Below are 22,201 nucleotides of genomic sequence, written 5' to 3' on the forward strand. Positions count from 1 at the left end.
CGGCGGGGATCAAGCCGATCGACGCCGACGCCGACGCCGACGCCGGTATCGATGGCGATACGGGGTTCTGAAGTCAGCCGGCCGCGGCGGGGCCCAGGGGGATCCGGGCGAGGCGCTCGGGGTCCGCGAGGATGTCGAGCGCGATGATCTTTCCGTTCTTGACGGTGAACGCCATGAGCGACAGCGGCTTGCCGTCCGCCATCGCGAGTGCCCCGGGTATGCCGTTGACCAGGACCGGGACGGCGGCCGCGGCGAAGCGGGCGAAGGTGATCGCGTTCGAGGCGACGTCGGTCGCACCGCGCCGGACCGCGCTGGGGCGCAGCGTGCCGCCGTCGGAGCGGGCCACGACATCGGGGTCGAGGAGGTCGACGAGCGCGTCGAGGTCCCCGCCGCGGGCGGCGGTGAGAAAGGCGTCCACGACCTCGCGGGTGCGCACCAGGTCGAGGTCGGGGGTGGGCGCGGCGCCCTCGACCCGGCGCCGGGCGCGGCTGGCGAGCTGCCGCGTGGAGGCGGCGGTACGGCCGAGCACCGGGGCGATCTCGTCGAACGGGACAGCGAAGAGGTCGTGCAGGACGAAGGCGAGCCGCTCGGCGGGGGCCAGCGTCTCCAGGACGACCAGCAGGGCGATGCCCACGGAGTCGGCGACGAGCACCTCGCGCTCCGGGTCGATGCCGGAGAGACCCGTCACGACGGGGTCGGGCAGCCGGACGTACCCGTCCTGGTCGTACAGCGGATCCTCGCGTCGCGAGGTGCGCGAGCGCAGCATGTCCAGGCACACCCGGCCGACGACGGTGGTCAGCCAGCCGCCGAGGTTCTGCACGGCGGAGACGTCCGAGCGGCTGAGCTTCAGCCATGCCTCCTGTACGGCGTCCTCGGACTCGCTGAGCGAACCCAGCATCCGATAGGCCACGGCCCGCAGGTGGGGGCGGTGCTCCTCGAAGCGCCGGGCCAGGATGTCCTGCTCGCTCACCTGTCACGTCCTCGCGTCGCGATCGTCAATGCACCCGAAAACGCTAACCGGATGCCGCATCGCCGGAGCGGTGTTTCACGTGAAACATCGTCCGACCCTCCCAGGGGTCCACATCATGGACAACTACGCTCGGGACATGAACGCAGAAGCCGCCGACGCGCTCGCCGCCGTGAAAGACGCCGACCGGAAGCACGTTTTCCATTCCTGGTCGGCGCAGGAGCTCATCGACCCGCTCGCCGTGGCCGGGGCCGAGGGCTCGTACTTCTGGGACTACCAGGGCAACCGCTTCCTCGACTTCTCCAGCGCCCTCGTCTACACGAACATCGGCTACCAGCACCCCAAGGTGACCGCGGCCATCCAGGAGCAGGCGGCCAAGCTCTGCACCGTCGCGCCCGGCTTCGCCGTCGACGTCCGCTCGGAGGCGGCCCGGCTGATCGCCGAGCGCACGCCCGGCGACCTCGACAAGATCTTCTTCACCAACGCGGGCGCCGAGGCCGTCGAGAACGCCGTACGGATGGCGCGCCTGCACACCGGCCGGCCCAAGGTGCTGTCCGCGTACCGCTCGTACCACGGGGCCACCGCCACCGCGATCAACCTGACCGGTGACGCGCGCCGCTTCGGCAACGACAGCGCGACCGCCGGCGTCGTGCACTTCTGGGGGCCGTTCACCTACCGCTCGCCGTTCTACGCGGCCACGGAGGCCGAGGAGTGCGAGCGCGCGCTGAGCCACCTCGAGGACACGATCGTCTTCGAGGGCCCGCAGTCGATCGCCGCGATCATCCTGGAGACCGTCGGCGGCGCTCCGGGCGTGCTCGTCCATCCGGACGGTTATCTCGCCGGGGTCCGCGAGCTCTGCGACCGCTTCGGCATCGTCTTCATCCTCGACGAGATCATGGTCGGCTTCGGCCGCACCGGGAAGTGGTTCGCGTCGGAGCACTGGGGAGTCACCCCCGACCTGATCTGCTTCGCCAAGGGCGTGACCAGCGGATACGTCCCGCTCGGCGGGGTCGCCATCTCGGCCGCCATCGCCGGGACCTTCGCGCGCCGGCCCTACCCGGGAGGGCTGACGTACTCCGGGCACGTGCTCGCCTGCGGAGCCGCCGTGGCGACGATCAACGTCATGGAGGAGGAGGGCATCGTCGAGCAGTCCGCCCGCACCGGGGCGGAGCTGCTGGGGCCGGGCCTGCGCGCCCTCGCCGAGAAGCACCCGTCGGTCGGTGAGGTCCGCGGTCTGGGCACCTTCTGGGCCCTGGAGCTCGTACGGGACCGGCAGACGCGCGAGCCGCTCGTCCCGTACAACGCGGCCGGGGCGGACAACGCGCCCATGGCCGAGTTCGGGGCCGCCTGCAAGAAGGGCGGGCTGTGGCCGCTGATCGCAGGCAACCGCATCCACGTCGCCCCGCCCTGCAACATCGGCCCGCAGGACGTGGCCAAGGGCCTGCAGATCCTCGACGAGGCCCTGTCCGTCGCGGATGCGCACATGGCCTGAGCAGACGGCCTGACCTGCACGGATGCACGGTCACCCAATCCGTGGGTGCCTGTCTTGGACGTTCCGCGCCATTCCGAACACCACGTGAACGTGCTGGAATCCGACAGAGCACCTACGGACCGGGATGCACGTCAGTCCCGGGGCGGTCCTCCGTGACCGAACGGCGGGGAGCGGGGCGACCGCTGGACGCCGGGCGTACGGGATCCAGTCGGTCGGACTCCGTGTACCCGAAGGAATACAGCCATGAGCAAGCACGTCCTCGCGCAGAACCAGTACGGCAAGGCCGAGAACCGCATCGTCAAGGTCACCCGCAAGGGATCCGACGGGTCGTGGCACGAGATCCGCGACCTCAACGTCTCGGTCGCGCTCCGCGGCGAGTTCCGCGACGTCCACCTGACCGGCGACAACGCCAACTGCCTGCCGACCGACACCACCAAGAACACGGTGTACGCCTTCGGCAAGGAGCACGGCATCGCCTCGCCCGAGGCCTTCGGCATCCTGCTCGCCAAGCACTTCGTCTCCTCCCAGTCGCCGATCCGCGAGGCGCAGATCCGGATCGAGGAGTACGCCTGGGAGCGGATCCCGGTCCCGACGCGCAAGGAGCAGCACTCCTTCGTCCGCAAGGGCCAGGAGGTGCGCACGGCGCAGATCACGTACAGCGAGACGACCGGCCTCCAGGTCATCTCGGGTCTGAAGGACCTGACCGTGATGAACTCGACGAACTCCGAGTTCCACGGCTACATCAAGGACAAGTACACGACGCTGAAGGAGGCGTACGACCGGATCCTGGCGACCAAGGTCACCGCGCGCTGGGCGCACTCGGCGCTGGCCGCCGACGACTCCGCGTTCGACTGGGACCAGTCGTACAAGAAGGTCCGCAAGAACATGCTGGAGGCGTTCGCCGAGACCTACTCGTACTCGCTCCAGCAGACCCTGAACCAGATGGCCGAGCGGGTGCTCGACAACTGCCCGCGGGTCAACGAGGTACGCCTCAACCTCCCCAACAAGCACCACTTCCTGGTCGACCTGGAGCCCTTCGGCCTCAAGAACGACAACGAGGTCTACTTCGCGGCGGACCGGATGTACGGCCTGATCGAGGGCACGATCCACCGCGACGGCGTGCAGCCGGTGATCGCGACGAGCGACTGGATCGCCGCGTAGCGGCTACGTGTCGATCGGCTGGCCGATCAGGAGGTTCCACCTGCCGAGCCGCCCGGTGAGAGTGGTCACCGTGTCCGGCCGTACGTCGAGGCGCCAGAACGCGGCGGCCGGCAGCTCCAGCGCGTGCACCACGCCCGCCCGTACGACCGCCTGGTCGACCACGGCGCGGTGCGTGCCGGGGGCCAGGCCGGCGAGCGCGGAGCCGACGCGGGCGATCAGCGCGGTGACGGACTCCCCGCCGGTCGGCGCGTAGTCGGGGTCGGTCAGCCATCGCTGTACGGCGGCCGGATCCTCGGCCGCGACCTCGTCCAGGGTCCGGCCCGCCCATTCCCCCGCGTCCGGGCCGCGCAGGCCCTCGTGGCCGGGGCAGGGGTCGCCGTGGCCGAAACGTATCTGCCGCGAGGCTGCGTCGAACGGGCGTGTCACGAACTGAACTCGTACCACGGCACTCTTCATAAGGGGAGCGTAAACGCGGTACGGTCTCGGACGACAACCTAAAAAAGACGACGGTATGACGGAAGTACCGGTGAAAATCCGGCACGGTCGCGCCACTGTGAATCCTCCCGGAGGGGGAGGGAAAGTCAGACCCGCCATGTCGTCGCGAGCACCACTGACCGGGACGCGTGTTCCCTCTGGAGGTACTGCCATGGCTCACTCCGCCGTGCCCACGACGGCCCCTGCCGTCGCCCCGATTTCGCTCTCCGCGCTCGCCCCCTGGGCCCTGTTCGTCGGCGTCCTGATGCTGGTCCTGCTCTACCTCGTCGGCGCCGAGCAGGGCGCCACCGCGCTCTTCGAGGGCGACACCGTCCACGAGTGGATGCACGACGGTCGCCACCTCCTCGGCTTCCCCTGCCACTGATCTTCACCTCCGCAAGGGAAGAACCGAACCATGAACCCCATTTCCCCCCGCGTCCTGCTGGTCCGGGGCATGCTGGCCGGTCTGCTCGCAGGCGTGGCCGCCTTCCTCGTCGCGTACGTCCTGGGTGAATCCAAGGTCGACGCGGCCATCGCCATCGAGGAGGCGGGCCACGCCGCCCACGACCACGGCGAGGAGGCGGCCCCGGTCAGCCGGGCCCTCCAGGCCACGGCCGGCCTCGGCACCGGCACGCTGCTGTACGGGATCGCGCTCGGCGGCATCGCCGCGCTCGTCTTCTGCTACGCCCTGGGCCGCATCGGCCGCTTCGGCCCGCGGGTCACGGCCCTGCTGGTCTCGGGCGGCCTGTTCGTCGCCCTCAACCTCGTACCGTTCCTCAAGTACCCCTCCAACCCGCCGGCCGTCGGAGACCCCGACACCGTCGTCCGGAGGACCACCCTCTACGTCCTGATGATCGCGCTGAGCGTGCTGCTGTCCGCGGCGGCGCTCATCCTGGGCCGGCGCCTGGCGCCCAAGCTCGGGAACTGGAACGCGTCGATCGTGGCCTCGGTCGCCTTCGTCGCGGCGGTCGCCATCGCCTACGCGTCCCTGCCCGGCATCAACGAGGTCCCGGCCGACTTCCCGGCCGCCCTGATCTGGCAGTTCCGCCTCGCCACCCTGGCCATCCAGGCCGTGATGTGGACGACCTTCGGTCTGGCCTTCGGCGTTCTCGCCGAGCGCTCCCTCATCCCGGCCGCCGCCCCCCGGCAAGAGGCACAGCCCGTGAGCTGACGCCGAGCCCGGCACCCACGGCCCTGACCGCCCCCGGCGGCCAGGGCCGCGGTCTTTTCTCCGGTCCACTCGTTCGGTCGTATCTTGCGCAATCCACGGAATGGCGGTGGTTCACCCGTCGCCAGCTGGGAAGACGTCCGCGCCGGGGTGGCGACACGCCTGTGACGCGGCGTCAGTCTTCGGCGTTGTAAGCAGTACTGACGGGCAAGGAAGGGATCCACTGCTCTCAGGAGTCCCGGCCGCCGGAGCCGGGGATCGGACCAGGAGGGAATTCCATGCCCCGCGCCAAGTGGGTGGTCGGCGTGCTGACAGTGGCTCTGCTGGGAGCCGGCGTAGGCATGCTGCGGAGCACCGAGGGCGCCCGGCCCGCGGCGGCCACCGCCGCCGACGCGCTGCCCTCCCGCGCACTGGGTCTGTCCGGCCACCGCCGGCTCGTCGAGCAGCTGGAGCATGCCGGGCAGCACGCACCGGGCAAGGGGGCCCGGCCCGCGCGCGCCGCCGCCATCACACCGCTGCGGGTCTCGCGGCCGCTGCGGCTGCGCGTCCCGAGCCTGGGCGTCGACCTGCCGCTGGGCGGGGACGCGGAGGAGGCCGCCTGGGACCACGACAGCCCGGCCCCGGGCTCGGCCGGCACCGCCGTGGTCACCGCCGACGATCTGCGGCTCGCCGAGCTGCGGCGGGGGCTGACCATCGAGATCGCACGCGCTGACCGCCGTACCGCCGTGTTCACCGTCGACCGGGTCTCGCCCGCCGGGGTCAGAGGTCGCGGGCAGCGGCCCGGGCGCGCCCAACTCCGGCTGGTCAGCGGTGAGACCACCGTTCTGGCCCGGTTGACCGGCCAGCGCCGCACCGGCTGAGCCGGCAGCCGCCGCGGCCTCCTGTCATCCGAGGGGGGTGTCTTCGTCCCCCGGTCGGGGGCTTCTGCGGCCCGATCGGGGAGTTGTCCGGCGTGTCGGGGCAGACCCCTCGCATGAGCGGGACGCGGTACGCGCGCACGGCACTGGCCAGGGCCCTTTCAGCGGCCTGCGTCGTGCTGCTGTGCCTGTTCGCGTCCGGTCCCGCCGTCACGACGGCCGCAGCGGCGGCCGCGGTCGAACCCACCGCCTCCGGCGCGCCGAGCGAGCCGGGCGCCCCCGCCGAGGGGGAGTCCGACCCGGCCGCGGATCCCGAGGTGCGGGTCGCCGTACGGCTCGTCGTGCGCGGGCTGCCGGGAGTACGGCAGCTGCCGCGTCCGGTGTTTCACGTGAAACACGCCGGTCAGGCCGTACGCGCCGACGCCTACCGGACGGACGGGCCGATGCTGTCCGCGTGGACGGAGCGGGGTGTGGTCCTGCGCTGCTGAGCGGGCCGAGCGGCAGCGCACACCCCCACACACCCCCGAACACCGTGAGGTTCCGGCATGCCCATCGACCCGTACGCCGCCCTGAACGCCATGCTCCGCGCCGAGGTCACCCGCTACACCCCGACGGCACCCAAGCCGCAGGTCCGTGGGACCGACGGCGACGACACCCCCGCGGCGGCCACGGCAACCGCCCCGGTCAACGGCTCCGAGGCCCCGTCCGAGGGCTGAGCCGCCCGACACGGGCAGGCGCCGGTCCCGTGCGGGGACCGGCGCCTGCCGCGCTCAGGGCCGTCTGTCGCGCTTCCGGCTCATGGCTCGCGCGTGTAGTAGCGGTAGAACGCCGCCAGCCCGATGGCGATGCCGGTGATGAAGCCGACCCAGCACGAGCGGAGGATGGAGTGGTCGGCCATGCTGTACAGATAGCCCACCGCGATCCCGCCGAACGCGCCGTACGCCGTGGCGTGCAACTCCCGCATCAACCGCGGGCCGAAGCGGGCAAGGGTGAACATGATGCCGGCGAAGACGGCGCCGCACAGGATGCCGTAGAAGACGTTTCCCGCATCGACCCCGCCCGTGTCGCGCCTCATGAAGGCCGCCCAGACGCCGTAGACCAGTCCAAGGAGCAGCGCACGCGTCAGCTGGCCCTTGAACATGTCGTCCGTACCGGTCGCCTGCCAATGCCGCCTCGGGGCGGTGGGTGCCGCATGTGCCATGACAGGGCTCCTCTCTCCCATCATCCAGGGCACACCCGCCGCTCCCGACCGGCAAGTGGATCAGTGGATCAGCGCCCGGCACCCGCGGCGCCACCCGCCCGCAGCAGCACCGCTCGCGCCGCTCGCCGCGGCGGCTTTCCCTGGTGACGTGCGCACCTTCCTCTCGGCGGTACTCATCGCGCTGGTGGCCCTCCTCGTCCCCGCCGGCGCCGTCGCGTACTGGGCGGACCACGAGCTGGGCAACGCCGACCGGTACACCGCGGCGATGTCCCCGCTGGCCGATGACCCGGCCGTCCAGGGCGTCGTCGTCACCCAGGCGGGCCGCGCGCTCGCCGGGCAGATCGACGCCGGGCCCTTCCAGGGCGGGGTCGACGCCCTGCTCGGCGAGGCCCTGCGCTCCTTCGCCGGCACCCCGGCCTACCGCACCGCCTGGGACTCGGCCAACCGCGCCGCGCACGCCGCTTTCCTCAAGGCGCTCACCACCGGTGACGGCGACGCCGTCACCATCGATCTCGCGCCCGTGATCGAGCAGATCAAAGGGGACCTCGTCGCCGACGGCGTGCCGTTCGCCGACCGGATCCCGGTGACCCACGTATCGGTGAAGGTCATGGAGTACGACGACCTCGGCGCGCTCCGGAAGGGCTTCCGCATGCTCCAGATCGCCGGCATCTGGCTCCCCGTGCTGACCGTCGTGCTCGCGGCGACGGCGATCGCCGTCGCCGTCCACCGGCGCCGCGCCGTGATCGCCACCGGGCTGGGGATCGCCGTCGGCGCGGTCCTCCTGTGGATCGCGGTGGCCGTCTGCCGCCGGCTCACCCTCGACGATCTGCCGGCGGACATCGACCGGGCGGCCGCCGCGGCGGTGTACGACGCGCTCACCGCGTTCCTGCGCACCACCGCCTGGGTGGTGCTGGCGATCGGGCTCGCCGCCGCACTCGCCGCCTGGCTGACGGGCCGGCTACGCCGCACCCCATAAGCTCGGAACGTACCGGCGCGTGCAGAACGCCCCAGAAGAAGCCGAGAAGAACCCAAGAAGAACGCAAGACCCCGGAACAGCGCAGAAGAACCGATTCACGAGCGGCCGCACGGAAGCTGAATGAGCACCGAACGCACCGAACAGATACCTTCCGGGCGCCCCCGGCACCGTCCGCTGGCTCCGCCCGCCTGGCTGCTCAAGGGACTGCGGCCGAGCACCGCCCCCATCCCCTGGGCCGCCGCCGCGCGCGCCGGGATCGCGATGGCCGTCCCGCTCGCCGTCGGCTTCGCCCTCAACGAACCCGAGTACGGGGCCCTCGTCTCGATGGGCGCCCTGTCCGGGGTCATCGGCGACACCGCCGACGCCTACCGGATGCGGCTCCTGAACATCGCCGTGCCGCAGCTCTTCGGCGCGATCGGAGTCGCCCTGGGCACCCTGGTCTTCGGCCACGGCTGGCTCGCCGTCGGCGCCCTCACCCTCATCGCCCTCGTCTCCGGAATGATCTCCTCGATCGGCACCGTCGCGTCCGTGTCCGGACTGCTGCTGCTCCTCAACGCCGTGATCGGCGCCGGCCTGCCGCTCCCCAAGCCCTGGTGGACCGCCCCGCTGCTGCTCAGCGCGGGCGGGCTGTTCGTCCTGCTGCTGACCCTGCTGGGCTGGCCGCTGCGCGGGCGCCAGCCGGAGCGCGTCGCCGTGGCGGCCACCTACCGGGCGCTCGCCGACGCGCTGGAAGCCGCGGGCGGGCCGGACTACGACGAGCGCCGCAGGCAGGTCACGCACGCCCTGAACCAGGCCTACGACCTGGTCCTGGGCCGCCGCGCCCGGGTCCACGGCCGCAGTCCCGCGCTCGTACGGATGCTGGCCCAGCTGAACGTGGTGATCCCGCTGGTGGAAGCCGCCCCCGCCATGCACCTGCGGGGCAGAGCTCTGCCGCCCGAGATCCCGGCGGCCGTACGGGAGCTGGCGCAGACCGTGGAACGCGGCAGCACCGGAAAGCCCGTACTGGAGCTGCCCGCGCCCCACACCCCCGCCGAACGGGCCCTCGACGCGGCGCTGCGGCACGCCGCGGCCATCGTGTACCTGCCCGATCCGGACCTGCACAACGTCGACGACCGGCTCGGCCGGCCCGCCGCACTGACGGTCCGCGCCCGGCGGGCCGTGCGCGACATGATGCTGTCCAGCGCCTCCTGGCGGTACGGGCTGCGCCTCGCCCTGTGCATCGGACTCGCCCAGACCCTGGTCTCCGTGGTGCCGGTCGAGCGGTCCTACTGGATCGCGCTGACCGTCACCTTCGTCCTCAAGCCCGACTTCGGCTCGGTGTTCTCCCGGGCCGTGCTGCGCGCCGTGGGCACGGCGGCCGGGCTGGTCATCGCCGCCGCCGTGCTCGCCGAAGTACCGCGCGGCTGGTGGGACGTGCCGGTGATGGTGGTGCTCGCCGCGCTGATCCCCGTGTTCTCCACCAAGGGGTACGCCTTCCAGACTGCCGCGATCACACCGGTGATCCTGTTGCTCTCCGACCTCCTCAACCACCAGGGCTTCGACCTGATCCGGCCCCGGCTGCTGGACAGCCTGATCGGCTGCGCCATCACCCTGGTCGCCGGCTATCTGCTGTGGCCCGAGAGCTGGCACACCCGGATCGGCGACCGGCTCGCCGACACCGTGGACGACGCGGCCCGGTACGTGGAACGGGCCTTCGGGTCCCATCCCGCCACGGAAGCCGGGCAGCGGGCGGCGCGGACCGCGCGGCTCCAGGCCCGGCGGCGGATCTACCGCGAGATGTCGGGCGTGCGCAACGAGTTCCAGCGGGCGCTGACCGAGCCGCCGCCGACGGGGGCGCGGGCCGCAGCCTGGTGGCCGCTGGTCGTCGCCGTCGAGCGGATCGTGGACGCGACCACCGCCGCCCGGGTCCGGGTCAACCACGGAGCCGAAGCCCCCCGCGCCGAGGAAGTGGCGACCGTCATCGCCGATCTGCGGGCCCTCGCCGAGGGGGTGCGCAGGGCCCGGACGCCGACCCAGCTGCACCCCGCGGCGCTCCCGCTCGGGGACGAGACCTCCGTCCTGGCCCCGGTACGCCAAGAGCTCGCCGCGGCCCGCGCGATCGCCGCCGACGAGCACTGACACGGACCGCCCCGGGGGCCGGGGCGCGCGCGTCGCCCGAATGGTCCCGGGGCCGGGCCCGCGCGGCCCCGGCGGGAGAGCATCGGTGCATGAGGCCCCTCTCCCGGCGCGGCCGCGCGGCGGCCCCGGTCCTCGCCGCCGTCCTCGCGGCGGCGGCCGGGTGCGCCGACGTGGACGGGCTGCACGACGACGGCGACCTGGGCACGGTGCACGCCCCGCAGTCCCTGTGGGCGGACATCCACCCGGACCCGCCGGGCCCGGGCCAGCAGCCCGGTACGGCCGCCGTGGTCCCGGGGCTGCCCAAGGTCGTCGGCCTCAGCATGCGGGGCGTGAACGCGGTGGAGGTCGTACGGGCCGACATCACCACCGCCACCGCCCAGGACGGCGGGACCGGGCGCCTCGTCGACCCCCGGGCGGTGCAGCGGCTGGCGCTGTGTACACAGGCTGTGGACGGAGGTCCGGACTGCCCGGTGCGGCCCGCGGTGCTGCACGACGTGACGGGCAACGGCCGCGACGAGCTGATCACCGCCCTGGACATCGACGGCCGGGTCAGCGAGCTGCGCGTCTACACCGTCCGGGACGACGGATCGATCGCCCGGATCCTGTCCCGGCGCGGGGTGCTGGAAGGCGTGGAGGTGGCCGCCGAACACCTGGCGGTCCGCGAGCCGACCTCGAACCCGGAGAAGGTCTCCGTCTCCGACTACGTCTGGGACCCCAAGGCCGGGATCATGAACCTGTCCCAGCTCACCCTCGACGAGTGCCCCGGCATGAAGGACAGCTCCACCCCGTGCGCCTCCCCGAGCCGGGGCTGAGAGGGTCCGGGCCGCCATGCGGGTGACGAGCAGTCTGCGCTGGAAGATCGCCCTGACCACCACGGCCGTGTGCTGCGCCGTCGCCGCGGTCCTCGGGATCCTCGTGCACAACGTGGTCGCCCGGCAGATCGTCGGGGAGGTCCGCAAGGACGTGGACCGGGACCTGGACTACGCCCTCGCCCAGTACCAGTACGGCACCTCCCACGGTGATGTGAACGTCGCCCTGGACCCGCCCGAGCTCCCCGAGCAGCTGCGGAAACTCGTGGCGCGGGGAGGCACCGGCAGCATGGTCGGCCAGCAGGCCGGCAAACCCGTCATGTGGGCTGCGGCGCCCGCCGACGACAAGACCCTCGCCGTCTGGCTCCCGTACGAGAGCACCCGCCACCGGCTGAGGGACATCGACACCGCGATCCTCGCCTCCGCCGCGCTCGCCGCCGGAGTCGTGGCCCTGGCCGGCCTGTTCCTCGCCAACCGGATCAGCCGCCGGCTGACCACCACGGCCGCCGTGGCCCGCCGGATCAGCGCCGGAGACCTGGACGCGCGCGTGGGGTTCCCCGCCGAACAGGACGGCGGGGACGACGGGAACGGCAAGGACCGGACCGGGGGCACGGACGACTCCGCCGAAGACGGCGGCCGGCGCCGGCCGCGCTACCGCGACGAGGTGCGGGACGTCGCGCAGGCGCTCGACTCGATGGCCCGCTCCCTCCAGGAGCGGATCGAAGCGGAGAAGCGCTTCACCGCGGACGTCGCGCACGAGCTGCGCACCCCGCTCACCGGCTCGCTGGCCGCGGCCGCCCTGCTGCCGGAGGGACGCCCCAAGGAGATGATCAACGACCGGCTCAAGGCCCTGCACCTGCTCACCGAGGACCTGCTGGAGATCTCCCGGCTGGAATCGGGCGTCGAGCGCGCCGACCTGGCCCGGGTCGAACTCGGCGAGGCGGTACGGCGGGCCGTCGCGGCGACCCGCCTGGAGGCTTCCGTACGGGTCGTCCGGGACGTGGTGGTGCTCACCGACCGGCGGCGGCTGGACCGGATCCTGGCCAACCTGCTGGTCAACGCCGACAAGCACGGGGAACCGCCGGTCGAGGTGACCGTCGAGGGCCCCGTGGTGGTCGTACGCGACCACGGGCCCGGCTACCCTCCCGAGCTGATCGAGCAGGGCCCGCAGCGGTTCCGCACCGGGGACCCGGGCCGCGGCCGGGGCCACGGGCTGGGCCTGACCATCGTGGTCGGCCAGGCGGCGGTCCTGGACATCGCCCTGAGCTTCGCCAACGCACCCGACGGCGGGGCGATGACCACGCTCAGGCTCCCCGTCGGACGCCTGACGGGCGCAAGCTGAGCACACCCCGACGGAGGATGTTTCACGTGAAACGCCCATAGGCGGGCGGTGTTTCACGTGAAACACCGCCCACCCTGGTGGATTCAACCGGTCAACTGACCGTGCCTACCGGCCCGATCAGACGCCGATGTTCTTGCCGTCCTTGCGCCAGACGGACACGACCGCCGGGCGGACGATCTTGCCGGGGCCGTCGGGCCACACCGACTGGGGCTTCTCGACGGACGCACCGTCGATCTCGCCCGGGTGCTGGACGGCGACCAGGACGCGCTTGTCCTGGACCAGCGGGCCGCAGGTCTCGGCGCCGCGGGGGACGGTCAGGAACTGCTTCAGCTCACCGCGGCGCTCACCGGCGGTGGCGACACCGAACAGGCCGTCGTGGGAGCCGAGCTGGTTGCCGTCCGTGGAGATCCACAGGTTGCCGTGCGGGTCGAAGGTCACGTTGTCCGGGCAGGAGATCGGGCTGACCTTCTCCTTCGGGAAGCCGGCGAAGAAGGTGGACGGGTCCTTCGGGTCACCGGCGACCAGGAACAGGCGCCAGGCGAAGCCGTCACCGGCCGGGTCGTCGAAGTTCTCGGCGAGCTCCAGGATCTGGCCGTGCTTGTTCAGGTTGCGCGGGTTGGCCTCGTCCGCACCGGCCTTGCCGGCCTTGCCGCGGTCGCTGTTGTTGGTGAGGACGACGTACACGCGGCCGGTGCGCGGCGAGGGCTCGATGTCCTCGGGGCGGTCCATCTTGGTGGCGCCCACCTTGTCGCCGGCCTCGCGCGTGAAGACGGCCACCTCTTCGGCGGTCATGCCCTCGACGTGCGAGACGTTGCCGGAGGGGGAGGAGGTGAGGAGCTTGATCCACACGCCGGAGCCGTCGAACTGGCCGTCGGAGGGGAGCTTGCCGGTGCCGTCGATCTCGGCGGCCGGGGAGTCGCCGGTCAGCTTGGCGACGTAGAGGGTGCCCTCGTCGAGCAGCGTGAGGTTGTGCTCCTTCGCCGCGCGCGAGTTGCCCTTCTTCATCTGCTTCGACGAGACGAACTTGTAGAAGTAGTCGAACTTCTCGTCGTCGCCCATGTAGACGACCGGGCGGCCGTCCTCGGTGAGGCGGGGCTGGGCGCCCTCGTGCTTGAAACGGCCCAGCGCGGTGCGCTTGCGCGGGGTGGACTGCGGGTCGTACGGGTCGAGCTCGACGACCCAGCCGAAGCGGTGCGACTCGTTGGGCTCCTGGAGCACGTCGAAGCGCTTGTCGAAGCGCTCCCACTTGCGCTCGGTGGCGCCGGCGGTGACGCCGTAGCGCTTCAGGCGGGCGGCTTCGGTGGCGTCGGTGACCTGGCCGGCGTTGGCGAAGTACTGGTTGAAGTTCTCCTCGCCGTGCAGCGTGGTGCCCCACGGGGTGGTGCCGCCGGAGCAGTTGTTGAGCGTGCCGAGGACCTTGGTGCCGGTCGCGTCGACGGAGGTCTTCACCAGGGCGCTGCCCGCGGCCGGGCCGGTGAGCTTGAACTCGCTGGTCGCGGTGAGGCGGCGGTTGAGCTGGTGGCGGTTGACCGCGGTCAGCTTGCCGCTGCGGTGGTCCTCCTGGACGACGACGACGCCGAGGCCGTGCGCGGCCCAGGCGATCTCGACCTGCTCGCGGGTCGGGTTCGCCGGGTCGTAGCCCTTGAACATGAGGATCTCGTCGGTGTACTCGTGGTTGGCCACGAGGAGCTGCTGGCGCTCGTAGTCACCGCCGAGCGGGAGCAGCGAGAGGAAGTCGTTGTTGTAGCCGAACTGACCGGCCTGGGCGGCGGCGGTCTGCTTGTCGGCGTTGAACCCCGGAGCACCCTTGACGATGGGCTCGCCCCAGCGGATGACCACGTTCTGCTCGTAGCCCTCGGGGACGGTGACGCGGTCGTCGGTGTTCGGCGCGATGGCCTTGAAGCGCAGACCGCGGGCGCCCGCGGCGTCGGCCGCGGCGCCCTGGGCGTCGGCGGTGGGGGCGGCGGTGGCCGAGGAGCCGTTGCTGCCGAGGGTGATCGCGGTACCGGCGGCGGACGCGACCGTGACGACGGCGGCAGAGCGCAGCATCGAGCGGCGCGAGTAGGCGCGGGCGATGACGTCGCCCACGTACTCGTTGTCGCTCTTGTTCGGCACCTCGTGGAAGCAGGCGTCGCCGCAGCGGTAGCGGCAGGTGAGGGCGGAGCGGCCGCCCCCATGCGAGTTGCCTATGAGCGGCAGGAGCTTGCGCACGAGTTTCCTCCGTAGATGCACGGGTGCCGACAGCATGTCGGTCGAATCCAAGCCGTGACGGTAGGCGCGGGTTGCGCCGAAGCGGCGGCGCTGGAATGAACGCACGGTGAACCGGGCACGTCGGTGCGGGAGTTCGGCAAGATGGGGTGTGTGCTGGGCGGGCCGGGCGCCACGAAGGGCGCCCCTGCCGAAGTTCCAGCCAAGCGGCCGATAACCTTACGTGTCCACTCTGGGCAGGGATCAACCGCGCAGCACGGACAAATGACGCACGCACTCATGCGAAAGGCCTGGCCCATGGGTATTCGGAGCTTGTTGCGCAAGGTGTTCGGACGGTCTGCCGAGCCGGTTCCGGAGATGACGGACGCCACTTCGGCCGCCGTCCCGAGCCAGGCGGAACGCACCCCCCTGGACGTGGCGGCCGAGCTGGTCGCCGCCTCCTTCGACAATCCGACGGTTCCCCCGCAGTCCGCTCCGCGGGACCGTGAACCGGGGACGCTTCTCACCGCTCCGGCCCCGGACCCCACGGTCCCGGAGGCCCGGCGCCCCCAGCCGGAGCGTCCGGCGGTCGAGGCGGTGACGCCGGCGACGGAGCCGGTCGCCGAGCCGGTCGCCGAGCCGGCGGCCGAGGTTGTGGCGGAGCCCGAGGTCGTGGCGGAGGCCGTCGCGGCCGAGGCCGCACCCGAGCTCGTCGTGGAGCCCGAGGCGGAGCCGGTGGCCGAGGTCGCGGCCGAGCCGGAGGTGCAGCCCGAGATCGCTGTGGCGCCCTTGGCGGCCGAGGTGGAGACCCCGGCGGCGGAGCCGGCAGCCGAAGTGACCGAGCCTGCGGTCGAGGCCGAGGCCGAAGCCGCCGTCGAGGCCGTGGCCGTGGCTGAGCCCGCAGCCGAGGTCGTCACCGAGCCCGAGGTCGAGGCGGTGGCGGAGCCGACCGCCGAGATCATCGCCGAGGTCGAGGTCGTTGCCGAGCCTGAGGCGGAGCCGGTCGCCGAGGTCGAGGTCGCCGAGGTCGTCACCGAGCCCGAGGCGGAGCCGGTCGTCGAGGTCGTTGCCGAGGCTGAGGTCGTCGAGGTCGTCACCGAGCCCGAGGCCGAGCCGGTCGTCGAGGTCGAGTCCGAAGTCGTCGCCGAAGCGCCCGCGGCCGAGCCCGAGGGGCCGGCCCACGCGCTCGCCGACGTGAAGCGGGCGGCTCCCGGGGTGGCCGCGGCCTACAAGGCCGCCGGGCAGGTGCTCCGGGGCAAGGGCAAGGCCGGTGCGCGGGCCAAGGTCTACCTGGTCCTGGACCGGTCCGGGTCGATGCGCCCGTTCTACAAGGACGGCAGCGCCCAGCACCTCGCGGACCACGCCCTCGCGCTCGCCGCGCACCTCGACGACGAGGCGACCGTGCACACCGTGTTCTTCTCCACGGACGTGGACGGCACCGCCGACCTGGCCCTCGAAGCCCACGACGACGCCTGGGTCGAAGCCCGCCACGCCGAACTCGGCCGCATGGGACGCACCAGCTACCACGTGGCCGTGGAGGCCGTCGTCGAGCGGTACCAGAAGGACGGTGGCGAAGGCCCCGCCCTCGTCGTGTTCCAGACCGACGGCGCCCCCGACAGCGTCCGGCCCGCCAAGCAGGCCCTGGCCGACGCCGCGGCCTCGGCACCCGGCGTGTACTGGCAGTTCGTCGCCTTTGGCGACCACGAGGCCAAGGCCTTCGACTTCCTGCGCAAGCTGGACGCCGAGAACGCCGGCTTCTTCCACGCCGGTCCGGCTCCCGCCGGGCTGACCTCCGCCGCGCTGGCCAAGGGGCTGCTCCAGAGCTTCTGAGCCCCGTAGCCGCCCACCCACAAGACGAGGGGCCCGGAATCCGATGGATCCCGGGCCCCTCGTCTCGCGTACGGGCGATTACCGCGCGGCGTCCGGGTGGACGGCCTCGGCGATCGGCTTGGCGTCGGCCGCCTTCGTCTCGACCGGCTTGCGCAGCGCGATGTTCAGCTCGCGCAGACGGGACTCCTCCAGGACCGTGGGCGCGCCCATCATCAGGTCCTGCGCGTTGCCGTTCAGCGGGAAGGCGATGGTCTCGCGGATGTTCGGCTCGTCGGCGAGCAGCATCACGATGCGGTCGACGCCCGGGGCGATGCCGCCGTGCGGCGGGGCGCCGAGGCGGAAGGCGCGCAGCATGCCGGCGAACTCGCGCTCGACGGTCTCGGCCTCGTAACCGGCGATCTCGAAGGCCTTGAGCATGACCTCGGGCTCGTGGTTGCGGATGGCGCCGGAGGACAGCTCGATGCCGTTGCAGACGATGTCGTACTGCCAGGCGAGGATGTCGAGCGGGTCCTTCTCCTCCAGGTCCTTCATGCCGCCCTGCGGCATGGAGAAGGGGTTGTGCGAGAAGTCGATCTTGCCGGTCTCCTCGTCCTTCTCGTACATCGGGAAGTCGACGATCCAGCAGAACCGGAAGACGTTCTCCTCGAACTGGCCGGCGCGCTTGGCGGCCTCGACCCGGACCGGGCCCATGATCTTGGAGACCTCGTCGAACTCGCCCGCGCCGAAGAACACGGCGTGGCCGGGGACCAGGCCCAGGCGCTCGGTGAGGACCTTGACGTTCTCCTCGGTGAGGAACTTGGCGATCGGGCCGGTCAGCGCACCGTCCTCGCCCACGCGGACCCACGCCAGGCCCTTGGCGCCCAGCGAGATCGCGTACTCGCCGAGGCCGTCGAAGAACTTGCGCGGCTGCGCGGCGGTGTCCGGGACGGCGAGCGCACGCACGTGCTTGCCGGCGAACGCCTTGAACTCCGAGCCCTCGAAGACGTCGGTGATGTCGACGAGCTCCAGCTTGGCGCGCAGGTCGGGCTTGTCGTTGCCGTACTTCAGCATCGACTCGCGGAACGGGATCCGCGGGAACGGCGAGGTGACCTCGCGGCCGTTGCCGAACTCGGTGAAGAGCTCGGTCATCAGGCGCTCGATCGGCTGGAAGACGTCCTCCTGCTCGACGAAGGACATCTCGACGTCGAGCTGGTAGAACTCGCCCGGCGAGCGGTCGGCGCGGGCGTCCTCGTCGCGGAAGCACGGCGCGATCTGGAAGTACCGGTCGAAGCCGGAGATCATCAGCAGCTGCTTGAACTGCTGCGGCGCCTGCGGCAGGGCGTAGAACTTGCCCGGGTTCAGGCGGGACGGCACGACGAAGTCACGGGCGCCCTCGGGGGAGGTCGCGGTGAGGATCGGGGTCGCCATCTCGTTGAAGCCGAGGGCCACCATCTTCGAGCGGATCGAGGCGATGACGGCCGAGCGCAGCATGATGTTGCGGTGCATGCGCTCGCGGCGCAGGTCGAGGAAGCGGTACTCCAGGCGCCGCTCCTCGTTCACACCGTCGTCGGTGTTGATCGTGAAGGGCAGCGGGGCGGCCGCGCCGAGCACCTCGACCTCGACGGCCTCGATCTCGATCTCGCCGGTGGGCAGGTCGGCGTTGACGTTCTCGGCGCCGCGCGAGACGACCTTGCCGTCGACGCGGACGACGGTCTCCTTGGAGAGCTTGTCCAGGACGGCGGCCGCGGCGGTGCCCGGGCGGGCGACGAGCTGCGTGATGCCGTAGTGGTCGCGCAGATCGATGAAGAGGATGCCGCCCAGGTCTCGACGGTTGTGCAGCCAGCCGCTCAGCCGGACGTCGGCGTTGACGTCAGAGGCGCGGAGCTCGCCGCAGGTGTGGGACCTGTACCGATGCATCAGTCATCCAGTTCTTCGCGATACCAGGGTGGATTCAACCCTCACAAGGTTACCGTCCGGGCCGGGGACCGTGCTGGCGTGCCCGGCAGCCCCCGTGAACAGGCACGGCGGGGGGATGACCTGTAAAGATGACCGGGTGCGCACCGAGGACGTCCTGGCCGCCATCGCGACGGGCCTGTGGCGCTGGGACAACGCCTCCGGGACGGTCACCCTCGACAGCGAGGCCGCCCGGCTGCTCGGGCTGCCCGCGGAACCCGTCGTGCTGCCGGAGGTCGCCGTACGGTCGCGGTTTCACCCGGTGGACTGGAACGAGATCAACGGAATCGTCAATCTCGCGGTGGCCGAGGACACCCTCGCGGAGGCCCGGCTGCGGATCATGGACGAGGACGGTCGGGTGCTGCGGACCGTACGGAGCCGCTCCAAGCCCGTGGAGAACCGGTCCGCCGAGGGCCGCGTCGACTACGAGCTGATCGGCACCATCCAGGAGATCGCCGAGCCGCAGCCCGGCACCACCGCCGCGCACACCCCGATCACCGGCGACTGGCGGCGCTCCCGCGAGGCGTTCCTGCTGGACGCGGGGCGGGCGCTCGCCGAGGCCCGCTCCACGGCGGAGGTGCTGCGGGTCGCCGCCTCACTGTCGATGCCCGGCTTCAGCCCCGACGGGCTGGCGGTCTTCGGGGTGGCCGGGGACCGGCTGTCGATCATCGGGCACCACGGGCACGGCCCCGGGGACGAGGCCCCCTTCACGGACATGCGGCTGGACACGGACTACCCGGCCGCCGACGTCGTCCGGACGGGACGGGCGATCTACATCCCCAGCCCCGAGGACTACAAGCGGCGGTTTCCGGCCACCTGGCCGCTCGCCCAGCGCTTCGGCCGGGTCTCCTGGGCCTTCCTCCCCCTGATCGTCACCGGGCGCACCATGGGCGCCTGGATGGCCGCGTTCAAGCACCCGGTGTCCTTCTCCCCGGACGAGCGGTCCGTCCTGACCACGGTGGCCCGGATGCTGGCCCAGGCCCTCCAGCGGGCCGGCGTGGCCGAATCCGAGCGGGAACTCACCTCCGGCCTGCAACGGTCGATGATGCCAATGCTGGGCCCCGACATCCCGGGCATGCAGATCGCCGCGCGGTACGTCCCGACCGGCGGCGGGCTGGAGGTCGGCGGCGACTGGTACGACATGATCCCGCTGCCGTCGGGACGGTTCGCCCTGGTCATCGGGGACGTCCAGGGGCACGACGTACGGGCCGCCGGGCTGATGGGCCAGCTGCGGATCGCGGTGCGGGCGTACGCCTCCGAGGGCCACCGGCCGGATGCGGTGCTCTCCCGCGCCTCGCGCTTCCTGGCCGGGCTGTGTTCTTCGGACGGGGCCGATGCGTACGAGGAATCCGACTTCCGCAGTCCGCGCTTCGCGACCTGCCTGTACGTGGAGTGCGACCCGGCGACCGGGCTGCTGGAGGTGGCCCGCGCCGGCCACCCCGACCCGGTGATCCGGATGACGGACGGCACGGTGCTGATGCGCCCGACCGCCGGGGGCCTCCCGCTCGGCATCGTCCCGGACACGGACTACCCGACGACGCGGTTCACGCTGGAGCCCGGCGAGACGATGATGCTCTGCACCGACGGGCTCATCGAGACCGGCGGGCACGACCTGGACACGGGCTGGGCGCGGCTGCGGGCGATCCTCGAGTCCGATACGCACGGGCCGAACGGGCCGAACGGGCGGGACGGGCGGGACGGGCCGAACGGTCCCCACGGGTCCGACGGCCTGGAGAAGCTGGCCGACCTGCTGGTCCAGGCCGTGCACGGGCCCTCCTCGCACCACACCACCGGCCCGCTGGCCGACCGGCGCGAGGACGACATAGCCGTCGTCCTGCTGTGCCGGGATGCCGCGGACTGCGGCTGCGGGACCCCGGCGGCGCACCCGGTGCGGCCGGCGCGCCGCACCATGCTGACCGTGGCGCAGGCGGAGCCGGAGCGGATCGCGGGCGCGCGTCGGCAGATCCGGGAGCTGCTGCACGACTGGGCGGACGCGGAGCAGGTGGACTCGGCGGTGCTCATGGTCTCCGAGATGGTCACGAACGTCCTCATGCACACGGACGGCGACGCGCTGCTGGTCGCGGAGGCGGTGGGCGAGCTGGGGACGCGGCGGCTGCGCATCGAGGTGGCGGACGCCAGCGACGAGCTGCCGCACAAGCGGCACCCGGGCGAGATGGCGTCGAGCGGGCGGGGCGTCCTGCTGATGGAGATGCTGGCGGACACCTGGGGCGTGGACCCGCGCGGCGAGGGCAAGTCGATCTGGTTCGAGATGGACGAACAGGCCAAGGACGACGGCTAGCAGCTGCGGGCGTCGCCGCCGGAAACGCCGTGGTTGGATGCACGGGTGCTGACTCTGCTCCCCCCGCCGGTCAGGCGGCTGGCCGCCTGGTGCGTGGTCGCCCTGCTCGTCACCGGCGTGGTCGCCGTCGGCGTGTGGCTGTGCATCACCTTCAAGACCGCCGTCACCCCCGTCCTGCTCGCCCTGCTCGGAGTCGCCCTGCTCGGGCCGATGCACCGGCGCCTCGTACGGATGGGGATGCACCGCTCCCTCGCCGCCGCACTGACCTGCCTCGGCGTGGTCGCGGTGTTCGGCGGGGCCGGGTACGTGGTCGTCCACGCCCTGATCAGCACCGGCGACCAGATCCTCGGCTCCCTCACGCGGGCCGGACAGGACCTCGCCGAGCGCTTCGGGCCCGCCGGGACCTCCCTGGAGGACCTGGCGAAGAACGCCAAGGAGCTGCTGGCGAAGTTCGGCGGTACGGCCGCCTCCGGCGTCATCACCGGCATCAGCGTCGTCGGCGAGGTGCTCGCCATCGCCGTCCTCGCCCTCCTGCTGATGTTCTTCTTCCTGCGCGACTCGGACCGCGCGGCAGGCACCCTGCGCTCACTCGCGCCCCGCGCCACCGGCGACACCGTGGAGGCGATGGCCCGCCGCGCCTTCGAGGCCGTCGAGGGGTTCATGCGCGGCACCACCTTCATCGCCCTGATCGACGCCGTGTGCATCACGGTCGGACTGCTCGTGCTCCGCGTCCCCGGGGCCGTCGGCCTCGGCGCCCTGGTGTTCGTCGGCGCGTACATCCCGTACCTGGGCGCCTTCATCTCCGGCTCGGTGGCCGTCCTCGTCGCCTTCGCCGAGCGGGGATGGATCATCGGACTGTGGACCGTGGGCGTGGTGCTCGCCGTACAGGTGCTGGAGGGCCACATCCTGCAGCCCCTGATCCAGAGCCGGACCGTCCAGATGCACCCCGCCGTGGTCATGCTCGCCATCACCGCCGGCGCCAGCGTCGCCGGGGTCATCGGCATGCTGCTGTCCGTACCGCTGACCGCCGCCGCGTTCGGCGTGGTGTCGGAGGTCCGCGGACGCTACGCGGAGGCGGAGCCCACCGAGTAGCGACGTTTTCCGGACAACCGTGAAACGGTCCCTGATCATCCGGTCGGGGAGGAGGCAAGGCGGCCGTTTTACGGCAACCGTCCTCTCCTGCGCATTTCCGGAAATGGATCGGTCACGTCCGTGCGAACGGCGCCCGTGCGCCCCCGGAACACATTCAGCCGCTCTCGCCCGCAGCCCTGGAACCCACTGGTACGGAATTCGTCTTCGTGCCATCGTCTTTCACCGGACCGGGGGGACCAGCTCAGCGCTCGTGGCTCAAACGGGCGCGGCAATTCCTCTCGGCTGCACGAACGATC

General features: G+C 71.9%; 19 protein-coding genes. 14 read left to right on the forward strand and 5 right to left on the reverse strand.

The window, feature by feature from the left end; translation table 11 throughout:
- Positions 1-73 precede the first annotated feature (73 nt).
- The gene (locus IF02_RS0101115) at positions 74-970 is read right to left on the reverse strand and encodes a sigma-70 family RNA polymerase sigma factor (RefSeq protein WP_030152982.1); all 897 of its coding nucleotides are present in this window, start codon (positions 968-970) and stop codon (positions 74-76) included.
- Between the two features lie 136 nt (positions 971-1,106).
- Between IF02_RS0101115 and IF02_RS0101120 the strand changes: the two genes are divergently transcribed.
- Both IF02_RS0101120 and pucL read left to right on the forward strand, forming a co-directional pair.
- Positions 1,107-2,459 carry an aspartate aminotransferase family protein gene (locus IF02_RS0101120; protein WP_030152984.1) on the forward strand — a complete coding sequence of 451 codons (1,353 nt, stop codon included), beginning with the start codon at positions 1,107-1,109 and terminating at the stop codon, positions 2,457-2,459.
- Positions 2,460-2,702: 243 nt separating this feature from the next.
- Positions 2,703-3,620 (forward strand): factor-independent urate hydroxylase, encoded by a 918-nt coding sequence (gene pucL / locus IF02_RS0101125; RefSeq protein WP_030152986.1) that lies wholly within the window; start codon positions 2,703-2,705, stop codon positions 3,618-3,620.
- Between the two features lie 3 nt (positions 3,621-3,623).
- Here the strand turns inward: pucL and IF02_RS0101130 are convergent, their stop codons facing one another.
- Positions 3,624-4,076: a histidine phosphatase family protein gene (locus tag IF02_RS0101130; RefSeq protein ID WP_324603743.1), complete on the reverse strand. Its 453-nt coding sequence runs from the start codon at positions 4,074-4,076 to the stop codon at positions 3,624-3,626.
- 190 nt (positions 4,077-4,266) lie between these two features.
- On the opposite strand from IF02_RS0101130, the gene IF02_RS0101135 reads away from it, so the two are divergent.
- The 5 genes from IF02_RS0101135 to IF02_RS34675 all read left to right on the forward strand — a co-directional run bounded on the left by IF02_RS0101135 (position 4,267) and on the right by IF02_RS34675 (position 6,835).
- The gene (locus tag IF02_RS0101135) at positions 4,267-4,479 is read left to right on the forward strand and encodes a CbtB domain-containing protein (protein ID WP_030152990.1); all 213 of its coding nucleotides are present in this window, start codon (positions 4,267-4,269) and stop codon (positions 4,477-4,479) included.
- Between the two features lie 30 nt (positions 4,480-4,509).
- Positions 4,510-5,265: a CbtA family protein gene (locus tag IF02_RS0101140; RefSeq protein ID WP_030152991.1), complete on the forward strand. Its 756-nt coding sequence runs from the start codon at positions 4,510-4,512 to the stop codon at positions 5,263-5,265.
- Positions 5,266-5,540: 275 nt separating this feature from the next.
- Positions 5,541-6,122, forward strand: coding sequence for a class F sortase (locus IF02_RS32910; RefSeq protein ID WP_051695405.1), 582 nt, complete (start codon positions 5,541-5,543; stop codon positions 6,120-6,122).
- A gap of 113 nt (positions 6,123-6,235) precedes the next feature.
- Positions 6,236-6,607: a hypothetical protein gene (locus IF02_RS0101150; protein ID WP_030152995.1), complete on the forward strand. Its 372-nt coding sequence runs from the start codon at positions 6,236-6,238 to the stop codon at positions 6,605-6,607.
- Between the two features lie 57 nt (positions 6,608-6,664).
- On the forward strand, positions 6,665-6,835 hold the full coding sequence (locus IF02_RS34675; protein WP_158708434.1) for a hypothetical protein: 171 nt from the start codon (positions 6,665-6,667) through the stop codon (positions 6,833-6,835).
- Positions 6,836-6,915: 80 nt separating this feature from the next.
- On the opposite strand, the gene IF02_RS0101160 is transcribed toward IF02_RS34675, so the two are convergent.
- The gene (locus tag IF02_RS0101160; RefSeq protein WP_030152996.1) at positions 6,916-7,320 is read right to left on the reverse strand and encodes a hypothetical protein; all 405 of its coding nucleotides are present in this window, start codon (positions 7,318-7,320) and stop codon (positions 6,916-6,918) included.
- Positions 7,321-7,468: 148 nt separating this feature from the next.
- Between IF02_RS0101160 and IF02_RS0101165 the strand changes: the two genes are divergently transcribed.
- From IF02_RS0101165 to IF02_RS0101180, 4 genes are all read left to right on the forward strand, one after another.
- Positions 7,469-8,296 (forward strand): hypothetical protein, encoded by an 828-nt coding sequence (locus IF02_RS0101165; protein ID WP_030152998.1) that lies wholly within the window; start codon positions 7,469-7,471, stop codon positions 8,294-8,296.
- A 120-nt stretch (positions 8,297-8,416) separates the two neighbouring features.
- Positions 8,417-10,414, forward strand: a complete 1,998-nt coding sequence (locus IF02_RS0101170) for an FUSC family protein (RefSeq protein WP_078621785.1) — start codon at positions 8,417-8,419, stop codon at positions 10,412-10,414.
- Positions 10,415-10,503: 89 nt separating this feature from the next.
- Positions 10,504-11,226, forward strand: a complete 723-nt coding sequence (locus IF02_RS0101175) for a hypothetical protein (RefSeq protein ID WP_234318052.1) — start codon at positions 10,504-10,506, stop codon at positions 11,224-11,226.
- A 16-nt stretch (positions 11,227-11,242) separates the two neighbouring features.
- The gene (locus IF02_RS0101180) at positions 11,243-12,565 is read left to right on the forward strand and encodes a sensor histidine kinase (RefSeq protein ID WP_037835262.1); all 1,323 of its coding nucleotides are present in this window, start codon (positions 11,243-11,245) and stop codon (positions 12,563-12,565) included.
- Positions 12,566-12,682: 117 nt separating this feature from the next.
- Here the strand turns inward: IF02_RS0101180 and IF02_RS0101185 are convergent, their stop codons facing one another.
- Complete coding sequence (locus IF02_RS0101185) at positions 12,683-14,776, reverse strand: PhoX family protein (protein WP_030153005.1); 2,094 nt, start codon at positions 14,774-14,776, stop codon at positions 12,683-12,685.
- 354 nt (positions 14,777-15,130) lie between these two features.
- On the opposite strand from IF02_RS0101185, the gene IF02_RS35050 reads away from it, so the two are divergent.
- Positions 15,131-16,582 (forward strand): VWA domain-containing protein, encoded by a 1,452-nt coding sequence (locus tag IF02_RS35050; RefSeq protein ID WP_037835264.1) that lies wholly within the window; start codon positions 15,131-15,133, stop codon positions 16,580-16,582.
- Between the two features lie 78 nt (positions 16,583-16,660).
- Here the strand turns inward: IF02_RS35050 and aspS are convergent, their stop codons facing one another.
- Positions 16,661-18,478 (reverse strand): aspartate--tRNA ligase, encoded by a 1,818-nt coding sequence (gene aspS, locus IF02_RS0101195; RefSeq protein ID WP_030153009.1) that lies wholly within the window; start codon positions 18,476-18,478, stop codon positions 16,661-16,663.
- 136 nt (positions 18,479-18,614) lie between these two features.
- Between aspS and IF02_RS0101200 the strand changes: the two genes are divergently transcribed.
- Both IF02_RS0101200 and IF02_RS0101205 read left to right on the forward strand, forming a co-directional pair.
- The gene (locus IF02_RS0101200; protein WP_030153010.1) at positions 18,615-20,813 is read left to right on the forward strand and encodes a SpoIIE family protein phosphatase; all 2,199 of its coding nucleotides are present in this window, start codon (positions 18,615-18,617) and stop codon (positions 20,811-20,813) included.
- 48 nt (positions 20,814-20,861) lie between these two features.
- On the forward strand, positions 20,862-21,905 hold the full coding sequence (locus IF02_RS0101205; RefSeq protein WP_037835343.1) for an AI-2E family transporter: 1,044 nt from the start codon (positions 20,862-20,864) through the stop codon (positions 21,903-21,905).
- Positions 21,906-22,201 lie beyond the last annotated feature (296 nt).

It is taken from the genome of Streptomyces sp. NRRL S-244 (assembly GCF_000717915.1).
In the GTDB taxonomy this organism is placed as follows: Bacteria; Actinomycetota; Actinomycetes; order Streptomycetales; family Streptomycetaceae; genus Streptomyces.